The sequence below is a fragment of the Leifsonia aquatica H1aii genome, from assembly GCF_000633535.1.
Taxonomy (GTDB): domain Bacteria; phylum Actinomycetota; class Actinomycetes; order Actinomycetales; family Microbacteriaceae; genus Leifsonia; species Leifsonia aquatica_A.
Genome location: NZ_AYMR01000011.1, coordinates 330,005 through 340,743, shown reverse-complemented (window position 1 = coordinate 340,743; position 10,739 = coordinate 330,005). Strand labels below are relative to the sequence as shown.

Annotated in this window: 9 protein-coding genes; 7 read left to right on the top strand and 2 right to left on the bottom strand. The window is 70.7% G+C overall.

All coding sequences use genetic code 11. The features are described from left to right. The first annotated feature begins 365 nt into the window (after window positions 1–365). From U870_RS0113995 to U870_RS0113975, 5 genes are all read left to right on the top strand, one after another. Window positions 366–1,589, top strand: coding sequence for an MFS transporter (locus U870_RS0113995; protein WP_025158009.1), 1,224 nt, complete (start codon window positions 366–368; stop codon window positions 1,587–1,589). Window positions 1,590–1,797: 208 nt separating this feature from the next. Next, window positions 1,798–4,593, top strand: a complete 2,796-nt coding sequence (locus tag U870_RS0113990; protein WP_162819157.1) for an Ig-like domain repeat protein — start codon at window positions 1,798–1,800, stop codon at window positions 4,591–4,593. Between the two features lie 147 nt (window positions 4,594–4,740). After that, window positions 4,741–5,286, top strand: coding sequence for a hypothetical protein (locus tag U870_RS0113985; RefSeq protein WP_025158007.1), 546 nt, complete (start codon window positions 4,741–4,743; stop codon window positions 5,284–5,286). A gap of 210 nt (window positions 5,287–5,496) precedes the next feature. Next, a complete protein-coding gene (locus U870_RS0113980; protein ID WP_025158006.1) occupies window positions 5,497–6,096 on the top strand; it encodes a DUF308 domain-containing protein in 600 nt (199 codons plus the stop codon). After that, complete coding sequence (locus U870_RS0113975; RefSeq protein ID WP_052357714.1) at window positions 6,093–6,398, top strand: hypothetical protein; 306 nt, start codon at window positions 6,093–6,095, stop codon at window positions 6,396–6,398. Before U870_RS0113980 ends, U870_RS0113975 begins: the two co-directional genes overlap by 4 nt. A 100-nt stretch (window positions 6,399–6,498) precedes the next feature. Here the strand turns inward: U870_RS0113975 and purB are convergent, their stop codons facing one another. Together purB and U870_RS0113965 are read right to left on the bottom strand one after the other, a co-directional pair. Further along, on the bottom strand, window positions 6,499–7,878 hold the full coding sequence (purB, locus tag U870_RS0113970; RefSeq protein WP_025158004.1) for an adenylosuccinate lyase: 1,380 nt from the start codon (window positions 7,876–7,878) through the stop codon (window positions 6,499–6,501). A gap of 78 nt (window positions 7,879–7,956) precedes the next feature. Then, window positions 7,957–8,340, bottom strand: a complete 384-nt coding sequence (locus tag U870_RS0113965) for a phage holin family protein (RefSeq protein WP_025158003.1) — start codon at window positions 8,338–8,340, stop codon at window positions 7,957–7,959. A 118-nt stretch (window positions 8,341–8,458) separates the two neighbouring features. Here U870_RS0113965 and U870_RS0113960 point away from each other — a divergent pair, with 118 nt between their 5' ends. Together U870_RS0113960 and pdhA are read left to right on the top strand one after the other, a co-directional pair. Continuing rightward, complete coding sequence (locus U870_RS0113960) at window positions 8,459–9,568, top strand: histidinol-phosphate transaminase (RefSeq protein ID WP_025158002.1); 1,110 nt, start codon at window positions 8,459–8,461, stop codon at window positions 9,566–9,568. Between the two features lie 4 nt (window positions 9,569–9,572). Beyond that, entirely contained in the window at window positions 9,573–10,712 is a 1,140-nt protein-coding gene (gene pdhA / locus U870_RS0113955) for a pyruvate dehydrogenase (acetyl-transferring) E1 component subunit alpha (protein WP_025158001.1), read from the top strand. Window positions 10,713–10,739: the final 27 nt, after the last annotated feature.

The following is a 10,739-nucleotide window of genomic DNA, read 5'->3' as shown; positions in this document are numbered from 1 at the left end:
CCAGCCACGTCAACCCGCACCGTGCACAGAGCATGTGACGCTTGCGGTAGAAGTCGATCGTGCGTTCCACAGCTCATCTTCCCGGGCGCGATGCCAAGTGGCTGCGGTTTTGGACAACTTCAGTGAGAAAAGCTGGCAGCGCCCGTGGACATGTAGGCGATAAAGCCGAAGAATTCCGCGGGCGCTTTGGACAGATAGCGCAAGAACCTACACTCCACGTGGTCCGCGCCCACGATCAGGCGCCGACATCACATGATGTACACCTGTACACAACGCTCTCTCATCCCCTAGACTCGAAAACCTTGCAGCACTAGGTTTGGCTGGTTCTCATGGAGACCGCCGCTCTGCGATGAAGGAGAGAGAGCATGACGGTCCCGGTGACACGCGCGCCATCGACGCTGCGGGTCGTGCTCAGCACGCCGCTCTACCGCGGTGCCACGCTGGCACTCTTCCTGTCGGGTCTCGGCTTCTCGGCGGCGGCTCCGCAGATCGCCCGTTTCCTGGTCGACGACCTCGGCGGCTCCCTGACCGTCGCCGGTCTCTACTACCTCACCAATCTGACCGCGCCGGTCGCCGGCTACCTCGTCGGCCGCCGTTCCGACCGGTCCGGGCGTCGCCTGGGCCCGTTCCGCATCTGCGCCGTCGTGGGTTTCGCCGGCTGGCTGGCGATCGCGTTCTCGACGCAGCTGTGGATGCCGTTCGTCATCAGCGCCCTCATCCTCGGCGTCGCCGGAGCGGCGACCTCGCAGCTGTTCGCCGCCCTGCACGACGAGCTCACGGCGAACCCGACGACCGCGAGCGACGGCGTCGTCTCGTTCGTGCGCATGTCGCTGACGCTCGGCTGGGTGGTTGGCCCGGTCGCCGGCTCCTTCCTCGGCGCGCAGCTCGGGTTGCGGGCGATGCTGGTCGCCACCGCGCTCTGCACGCTGGCGCAGATCATCCCCTTGGGCACGCTCCGGGACCGCCAGCAGCCCCCGGCCGCCGCCGTCGTCGCCGCCGACGCCCCGAAGACGCACACGCCCGTGTCGCTCCGGGCGATGGTGCCGCTGCTGGTGTTCACCGGTCTCTACGTGCTGGTGTACGCCGGGGAGCCGATCAAGTACGCCTTCCTCCCGATCTACATGGATCAGCAGGGGTATCCGCCGGTGCTGAGCGGGGCGATCATCGGCATCCAGCCCCTGGTGGAGCTCATCCTCATGCCGGTCGCGGTGGTCGTCGCCCGGCGCACCGGGATGATCCCCCTGATGGTGTTCGGCGCGCTGTTCGGTGTGGGCGCGAATCTCCTCTTCGCACTCAGTGGATCCGCGGTCGGGCTCTTCGCCGCGCAGGTCTTGATGGGCGGCGTGTGGGGCGCGTTCGCCGGGCTCGGGATCATCGTCGCGCAGCGGCTGCTCCCGGGAGCGGTCGCGACGGCGTCGGCGATCTTCATCAGCGCACCCGCCATCAGCTCGGCCCTCGGCGGCCTGATCGGCGGGGTGGGCGTGGCGTCGCTGGGGCTCCCGCTCGTCTTCCTCGCCCCGAGCGTGCTCGCGCTGATCGCGTCGGCCGGGCTGACGCTGCTGCAGCGCCGACTGCCGGAACGCATCTGATCGCAGCGTCGCCCCGGGTGCCCCCAATTCGAGGGAAAAGAGGCGATTCCGCGTGCTGCGAACTCTGAGAGTTCACTAATGTCATAACGACTGAGCATCGAAGTCGCCATCGACCGGGTCGTTCCCGACCGGGCCGGGACGTGGGGGCCGCTCTACCCGATACCCGATTCCGGCGCGCTCGCGCGCCGCCTTTCCCGCTGGGGTTTCTTTGCGCCCGAAAACAGACGACCGTCGCGCCCTGCCGACGGCACATCCCGTCACCCGCACCGTCCTCTCCGTGGTCGCCTCCGTCGGCGTCGCCGCCCTCGTCCTGACCGGGGCGCCGGCGTCGTACGCCGATCCGCAGCCTCCCGCCCAGACCACCTTCGTCAACGAAGGCTTCACCGGCACGACCGCCGGCAGCGGCTACACGCTGCCGGGCGCGCCCTCCGGCACGAACAAGGCCTGCCTGACCGCGCGCACCACGACGACGGTCACCGCCGCCGACTCCATTCCGGGATGCGGCGGAACGCCGGACCCGGACACGAAGGGCGCCCTGCGCCTGACCTCGGCGACGCTCAACCAGACCGGCGGCGTCGGGGCGAAGCAGTCCGTGCCGATCACCAAGGGCATCGACGCCATCTTCGACAGCTACCAGTACAACGGCACCGCCGACCAGACGGGCATCACCGCGGACGGCATCGTGTTCTACCTGGCAGCGACCGACCCGTACAACCCGGCCGTGCCCACGCAGATCGGAATGCTGGGAGGCTCGCTGGGCTACAGCGGCACGAAGACCGGCAGCGGCCTCGCACACGCCTACCTCGGCATCGGCCTCGACCGCTACGGCAACTTCAACCACCCCGACTTCGAGGGGAACGGCTGCAGCACCACCCCCACGCGCGTCCGCTACCCGGACAGCGTCACCGTGCGCGGCCCCGGCAACGGCACGAACGGCTACTGCGTCGTCACGTCGACGGCCAACACCCCCCTCACCGGCTCGCTGAGCAAGGCCGGTGCGGCCGGCCGCGCAGATGCGAAGGTGCCGGTCGAGATCGTCATCAACCCGACGGCCGACGCGATCACCGCGCAGCGCGCGACGTCGGTGACGGTCGGCGCCGGGCGGTTCGCCGTCATCTTCACGCCGATCGGCGGCTCCCAGCAGGTGCTCGCCGGCGCGCTGCCGACGCTCGCGCCGGCCGGCAACGCGGCCGCCGTCCCGGCGTCCTGGATCGACCCGAAGACGGGCTACCCGTACAAGCTCACCTACGGGTGGGTCGCCGGCACCGGCGGGGCATCGGACATCCACGAGGTCAACTACCTGGAGGCCAAGACCGCCGCCGGCCCCGTGCCCGTGCTCGCCGCGTCCTCCGGCGGCGACACGTCCGTGGCGCACGGCGGCAGCGGCACGTACACGGTGACGCCGACCGTGACGTCCGCGGGAGGCACGGAGTCGCAGCTGGTCCGTGCGACCACGACCTTCCCCACGAACGTGCAGCCGTCCGCCCCGACCGACCTGCCGGACGGGTGGACCTGCACGGTCAGCGGACAGATCGCCACCTGCGACTTCGCAGTGGACCCCGCCCTGCCGATCCAGCCGGGGACCGCGCTGCCGACCCTGGCGATCCCCTTCACCGTGTCGGGGACGGCGCGGACCGCGACCATCTCGACCGTCGTCGCCTCGACCGACGCCGAGGTCGTGACGACGTCGGGCTCCCTCACGGTGCTGAAGCAGCCGGTGCGCGTCAGCGCGGGCGACGTCACGGTCGAGCACGGCGCGACGGCGACGCTCACCGCGACGGTCGTCTCGACGACACCGACCGGCAACGGACCGACCGCACCCACCGGGACCGTGACCTTCACCGACGAGGAGAGCGGCGAGGCCATCTGCACGGCGACCATCGCCGCCGGAACCGCCAGTTGCACCATGTCGGCGGGCGACATCGGCACCCGGACCGTGCTGGTCGGCTACAGCGGTGACGGCGACCACGTCGCCGTCACCGACGCCGACCGCGCGCGGCTCACGCTCACCGTGACGAAGGTGTCCACCTCCGTCGCACTCGCGGTCGCCCCGACCGAGGTGCCGTACGGGACCGCCGCGACGCTGTCCGCAACCGGGCTGCCCGGTGCCGCGACCGGGACGCTGACCTTCACGACCGGGACCACCACGCTCTGCACGACCACGCTCCCGGTGACCAGCTGCCCGACGGCCACGACCCTCGCGGCCGGCGAGTACCCGGTGACCGTGGCGTACTCGGGTGACGGCGTCTACGCCGCGGCCACCTCGGCGGAGGCGACGCTCACCGTCAGCAAGGCGGTCTCCACCATCGGCAACGGACCCGGCTCCGGCGGCGGAACCGGGGGCAACGGGCCGGGGACGGTCACCGTCACGCACGGCGACCCGACCGATGTGGAGGTCGACGGCCTGCCCGACGACGCGACGGGGACGATCTCCTTCGTCACCGACGACGGCACGGTCCTGTGCACGGCGACCCTCCCCGACACGACCTGCACGATCCCGGGCGACCTCCCGGGCGGGACCTACATCGTCCGTGCGGTGTACAGCGGCGACGACAACCACGAGCCGGCGACCGGGTCGCCCTTCACCCTGGTGATCGCCCCGCAGCCGACAGCGGTCGCGGCGCGGCATGCGTTCGCCCGCGGCGCGGTGACGCTCACCGCGACCGGGCTCCCGGCGGGCGCGACCGGCACGGTGACGTTCACCGACGCGGGAGGCCGCACGCTCTGCGTGGCGACGCTGCCGACCACCTCCTGCACGACCACCGCGCTGGGTGCGGGGTCGCACGCGGTCACCGCCCGGTACAGCGGAGACGCATCGTTCGCCGCCTCCACGTCGCAGCTCACCGTCACGGTGACGGGCACCCCCATCGCCGGCGACCCGGTGCTCGCGTCGACGGGATCCAGCCCGGCGATCGGAGTGTTCGTCGCCCTCGGGGGCACCCTGCTCACGCTGGGTGCTGCGCTGGTGCTGGTCCGCCGGCGCGGGATGCGCCGGGACGCGTAGCGCCGCTGCGCCACACGCGCAACGATCGAGGGCCGTCCCAGCAGGGGCGGCCCTCGATCGTCGGCGGACAGGCCGCCGGGGACCGGACGTGTGCGGATCATCCTGCGGGATGACGCGCTCGCGCCGGCTTCCGGGTTCAATGGATGGATGGACACGATCCTCCTCCCCCTCCTGCAGAGCGCAGGCGCGGTCGCACTCGCGGTGGTCGCGTTCTCCCTGGCGTTCACCTGGACGGCGCTGCGCGCCCCCCTGGAGCGTCTGCGGACGGAGCGCTCGCGCCTCCTCGGCTACCTCGGACTCGGCGCCGTGCTGGTGCTCGCCTCCGCCATCGTCTACCTCGTCCCCGGGCTGCTGCTCCGGGACACGATCGGTCTCGCGCTCGCCTTCCCCCTCGCGGCCGTCTGGCTGATCGCCGCCGCGGCGCTCATCGTGACGGGACTCGTGCAGACCGGCGCCGCTCGTGCGCTCTCGTACGCGTTCGCCGTGGTCTCGGTCGCCGGTGTCGCGGCCGGGATCGTCTCGGCGCTGTCCGCCCAGCACGGGTTCGCCGACCAGATCACACCGACCGGGGCGTTCCTCCTGGTGATCGGGGGGGTCGCCGCCGTCGTGATCTGGTCCGGCCGGGAGACGCCGGACGACTCCGCCTCGCGCCGCGCCCACCGCCCGCATCTCCGCCGGCCCGCCGCGCACTGACCAGACTCCCGGCCCGCGTCGCGCTGGCCGCGCCGCTCTGATCGTGAAGAACCTCAGACGGTCGGCGATCGGGGTCGTGGGCGGCGTCCTCTGCCGGGACGCGCCGGCGATATCGGCCGGCGAGGCCGGGCGAGGACGTCCGCGCGCGGCAAACGCGCAGGTACGCCACGGCTAGACTGGACGGGAAACCTGTATGAGAGAGGTCGCCGAGTGGCACCCGCCGTTCCAGCCCAGATCCAGGGGATTCAGACTCCGAGCCGGTACTGGGTCGTCCCCGCCGTGCGCGCCGTCATCGCGCTCGTCACGGCCGTCGTCGTCACCTTCACCCAGGGGGCGCACACCCCGGTCTTCGGGCTGATCGTCTTCGGCGCCTTCGCGATCGCCGACGGCCTCGCGACCGCCGTGCTGACCCTGCTGGTCGGCCCGCGCAGCCTCACGCGCACGCTCTTCGTCATCCAGGGCGCCATCGGCGTCATCGCCGGTGTGCTCGCCCTCGCCCTCGCGGGCAGCGGACTCGGCCTGTTCCTCTACCTCGTCACGGTGTGGGGCGCGCTGACCGGCTTCCTCGAGCTCTACAGCGGCCTGCGCGATCGCGGTCGCGACGCGGCCGCCCGCGACTGGCTGGTGACGGGCGCCCTCACCGCCGTGCTCGCACTGGTGCTCCTCCTCGTCCCCGCCGACGCGCTGCTCGCCGTCGGCCTCTTCGGTGCCTGGGCCGTCATCGTCGGCGTCTTCCAGGGCATCGGCGCCGTGTCGCTCCGCTCGGCCGGCCGCTCCCCCGAGGCCGTGGGCCGGACGGAGGCATCGTGACCAAGCGTCGAAAGAAAGACCCCAGCGTGACCTCCAGCCTCCAGCCGACCCGCCGTGACCGCTTCCTCCCCGCCGAACTGCTCGGCATCTCGGGCGGCCTCGGCATCTTCACCGGACTCATCGTCCTGATGGCGACGCGCGAGTTCCTCCTCGCCGGCATCTTCTTCGGGGTGGCGTTCATCCTCGCGCTCGTTCTCATGGCGCTCTTCGCGCTGGCGTTCAAGCCGAACGCGGCCGAGGTGGAGGACATCCTGGAGCAGGACGCGGAGTCCCGCGACAAGGACAAGCCCTCGGGCCACTGACCCGCCGGGAGCCGCGGATCTGCAGGTCTGCGGGTCTCCTCCGCGCGAGAGGCCGCCGGCAGCACGCCGGCGGCCTCTCGCGTGTGCGAAGGGCGGACGGTCAGAGCAGGGCAACCAGCTCCGAAGCGAGACCGACGTATCCCGCGGGAGTGAGCTCGAGCAGTCGGTTCTTCGCCGCCTGGCTGATGTCGAGGCCGTTCACGAACTCGGTCAGTCCGGCGTGGTCGACCCGCTTGCCGCGCGTCAGCTCCTTGAGCAGCGCGTAGGGGTCGGTGATCGTCGAGCGACCGGCGGTGACCTCGGCGCGGATCACGGTCTGGATGGCCTCGGCGAGCACCTCCCAGTTCGCGCCGAGGTCGGCGGCGAGGGCGTCGCGATCGAGCGAGATCTGACCGAGGCCACGCTGGATGTTGTCCAGTGCGAGGACGGAGTGGCCGAGACCGACGCCGATGTTGCGCTGCGTGGTGGAATCGGTCAGGTCGCGCTGCAGGCGGCTGGTGACCAGGGTCTGCGCGAGCGAGTCCAGCACCGCGCTGGAGAGCTCCAGGTTGGCCTCGGCGTTCTCGAAGCGGATCGGATTGACCTTGTGCGGCATCGTCGAGGACCCGGTGGCGCCGGGCTCGGGCACCTGGCGGAAGTAGCCGAGGGAGATGTAGGTCCACAGATCGGTGCACAGGTTGTGCAGCACACGGTTGGCGTGGGAGATGCGGGCGTAGAGCTCCGCCTGCCAGTCGTGCGACTCGATCTGGGTGGTGAGCGGGTTCCAGTCGAGGCCGAGGCTGCTGACGAACTCGCGCGAGATGCGCGGCCAGTCCGCGCCCGGGTCGGCGACGAGGTGAGCGGCGAACGTTCCCGTGGCTCCGCTGAACTTGCCGAGGTACTCGGTCTGCTCGACCTGCTTGCGGATGCGCTCCAGGCGGTGCACGAAGACCGCGAGCTCCTTGCCCATGGTCGTCGGCGTCGCCGGCTGACCGTGGGTGCGGGCGAGCATCGCTTCGTCGCGGTACTGCAGGGCCTGTGCGCGCAGCTCGGCCACCACGGCGCGGAATTTGGGCAGCCAGACCCGGTTGACCGCAGCGCTGACGGTGAGCGCGTACGAGAGGTTGTTGATGTCCTCGCTGGTGGCCGCGAAGTGCGTCAGCTCGGCGATGTGGTCCAGGCCGAGCGCGTGGAGGCGCTCGCGGACCAGGTACTCGACCGCCTTCACGTCGTGCTTGGTGGTCGCCTCCAGCTCGGCGAGCCGGTCGATCTCCGGCTGGCCGAAGCCGTCGGCGAGGGTCCGCAACGAGCGGATCTGCTCCGCGGTCAGCGGGGACGAGCCGAACATCCGGTGCCCGGTGAGGTAGATCAGCCACTCGACCTCGACCTGCACGCGCGCCCGGTTGAGGCCCGCCTCCGAGAGGTGGTCGCCCAGATCGACGACGGCGGAGCGGTAGCGGCCGTCCAGAGGGCTCAGCGGCTGGGGAGGCAGGGCGGTCATGGGGCTCCTCGCGAGGATCGGCGTGTGGGGTTCGCCGCCTATTCTCCCATCACCGCGTCCCGCGCGCTCCCGCGGGCGTCAGCTGCGGTTGGGGCGGACGATGAGCCCGAACAGCCACGCGATGATGCCGAGCACCAGCGCCCCGAGCACGCCGGCCCAGAAGCCGTCCACGTGCAGCCCGAAGCCCATCGCGTCGCTGATCCACGACACGATGAGCAGCAGGAGGGCGTTCACCACCAGGGAGATCAGGCCGAGGGTCAGGATGTAGAGCGGGAACGCGACGACGCGGATCGCCGTCCCGATGACCGCGTTCACCACTCCGAAGATGACGGCGATGAGCAGGTACGTCAGCACGGTCGCGGAGGTGGTGTCCTCGTACGGGTGCACGGTGACGCCGCTGACGATGAGCGTCGTGAGCCAGAGCGCCAGGGCGTTGATGATGACCTTGAGCAGGAATCGCATGGGCCCATCATCCCAGGCCGGGCATATCGGAGAACAGGGGCGCGTGTTCGCTCACGGCCTCGCGCCAGGGAGCGAAGGAATTCCCCCGCCGGAATGCGGGCGAGACTAAGTTGGTCAGGTGACTTCCGAAGACGCGCTCGGCGTGAAGCTCCGGCCGGAGATCGTGGCGGTCCCCGCCTACCGGCAGGGACGGGCCGCACCGGCGGACGGCTTCAAGCTGTCGAGCAACGAGAACCCGTATCCCCCGCTCCCCGCCGTCGTGCAGGCCGTGGCCGCCACGCTGGGCGACCTGAATCGCTACCCGAATGCGGGCGGTGGCGACCTGCGGGAGCTCCTGGCGCAGCGGCACGGCATCGAAGCCGGGCAGGTGCACCTGGGCAGCGGCTCGGTGGCCCTGCTCGCACAGCTCATCTCGGCCGCGGCCGGGACCGGCGACGAGGTCGTCTACGCGTGGCGCTCGTTCGAGGCCTACCCGGGGCTGGTCACCGTCGCGGGAGCGACGAGCGTCCAGATCCCGAACCGCGCCGACGGCGGGCACGATCTCGCGGCCATGGCGGCGGCGATCACCGAGCGCACCCGCGTCGTCATCGTCTGCACACCGAACAATCCGACCGGTCCGGTCGTGACGGCGCACGAGTTCGAGGCCTTCATGGCGGCGGTCCCGGCCGACCTCCTCGTGCTGCTGGACGAGGCCTACTACGAGTTCGTCACCGACGACACCTCCGTGGACGGCATCCCGCTGCTCTCGCGCTACCCGAACCTCGTCGTCCTCCGCACGTTCTCGAAGGCGTACGGCCTGGCCGCGCTGCGGATCGGCTACGCCGTCGGTCCGGCCGCCGTGCTGGATGCGGCGCGCTCGGCGGCCATCCCCCTGTCGGTCACAGACGCCGCGCGCGTCGCGGCCATCGCCTCCATCGAGGCGGAGGACGAGCTCATGGAGCGGGTCGCCCGCATCGCCATGCGGCGCGATCAGCTGAGGGATGCGCTGGTCGCGCAGGGATGGGTCGTCCCGGAGGCACAGGGCAACTTCGTCTGGCTCGCGACCGGCGCGCAGACCGACGTCGCGAACGAGGCCTTCTTCGATGCCGGGCTGACCGTGCGTGCATTCGCCGGTGAGGGCATCCGGATCAGTGTGGGAGAGCAGGAATCTGTGGATAATCTCCTTGAGGTGACCGCCGATCTTGTGCGGAACCTGCCAAATGACCACCCTGCCAAGCGGTTAGGTTAGAACGGTGGTTGCGACGAACGATACCCCGCGCCCGGCGAACACCGTCCAGCTGCTGACAGCGGACGGCCGGTTCCAGCCGAGTGAAGCGGCCGGCGAGTACCTCCCTTACCTGGAGCGGCTCGACGAGGACGACTACCGGCGCTTCTACCGCGACATGGTGCGCGTGCGGGCCTTCGACATCGAGGCGGCGAACCTGCAGCGGCAGGGCCAGCTCGGTCTGTGGGTCCCGAGCATCGGCCAGGAGGGCGCCCAGGTCGGCTCCGCACACGCGGCGAAGCCCCAGGACCACCTCTTCCCCTCCTACCGCGAGCATGTGGTGGGCATGGTGCGCGGCATCGATCCCGTCGGGATCCTCGCCCTGCTCCGCGGTGTCACGCACGGCGGCTGGGATCCGACCGACCCGGCGGTGAACAACTTCCACCTCTACACGTTGGTGATCGGATCGCAGACGCTGCACGCGACCGGCTATGCGATGGGCATCGCGTTCGACGGCGCCGTCGGCACGGGCGACCCGCAGAAGGACGCCGCCGTCATCGCCTACTTCGGCGACGGCGCGACCAGCCAGGGCGACGTGAGCGAAGCATTCGTCTTCGCTGCGAGCTACCAGACCCCGCAGGTCTTCTTCCTGCAGAACAACCAGTGGGCGATCTCCGTCCCGGTGTCCACGCAGTCGCGCACTCCGCTGTACCTGCGCTCCAGCGGCTTCGGCATCCCGGGCGTGCAGGTGGACGGCAACGACGTCCTCGCCTCGTACGCGGTCACCGCCAAGCACCTGGACGACGCGCGCAACGGCGAGGGGCCGAGCATGATCGAGGCGTTGACGTACCGCATCGGTGCGCACACCTCGAGCGACGACCCGACGAAGTACCGCACCGACGAAGAGACCGCCTACTGGGCGGAACGCGACCCGATCCTGCGCTTCCGGGTGTTCCTGGAGCAGCAGGGCGTGGGTCAGGCGTTCTTCGACAGCGCGGACGAGGAGGCGGCCGACCTGGCCGCCGACGTGCGCCGACGCACGCTGCAGCTGGGGCCGCCGCCCATCGGGACGCTGTTCGACAACGTCTACAGTGAACCGCACCCGGTGATGGACGAGCAGCGGCGCTGGCTCGAAGAGTACGAGTCGTCCTTCGGAGGTGACGCGTGAGCGACGTGAGGAGTGAGGCCGACTACG

What these genes read in the sequence shown, in the direction of transcription:
- U870_RS0113995 (WP_025158009.1), top strand. Translation starts at nt 366, where the DNA reads ATGACGGTCCCGGTGACACGCGCGCCATCGACGCTGCGGGTCGTGCTC.
- U870_RS0113985 (WP_025158007.1), top strand. Translation starts at nt 4,741, where the DNA reads ATGGACACGATCCTCCTCCCCCTCCTGCAGAGCGCAGGCGCGGTCGCA.
- purB (WP_025158004.1), bottom strand. Translation starts at nt 7,878, where the DNA reads ATGACCGCCCTGCCTCCCCAGCCGCTGAGCCCTCTGGACGGCCGCTAC.
- U870_RS0113965 (WP_025158003.1), bottom strand. Translation starts at nt 8,340, where the DNA reads ATGCGATTCCTGCTCAAGGTCATCATCAACGCCCTGGCGCTCTGGCTC.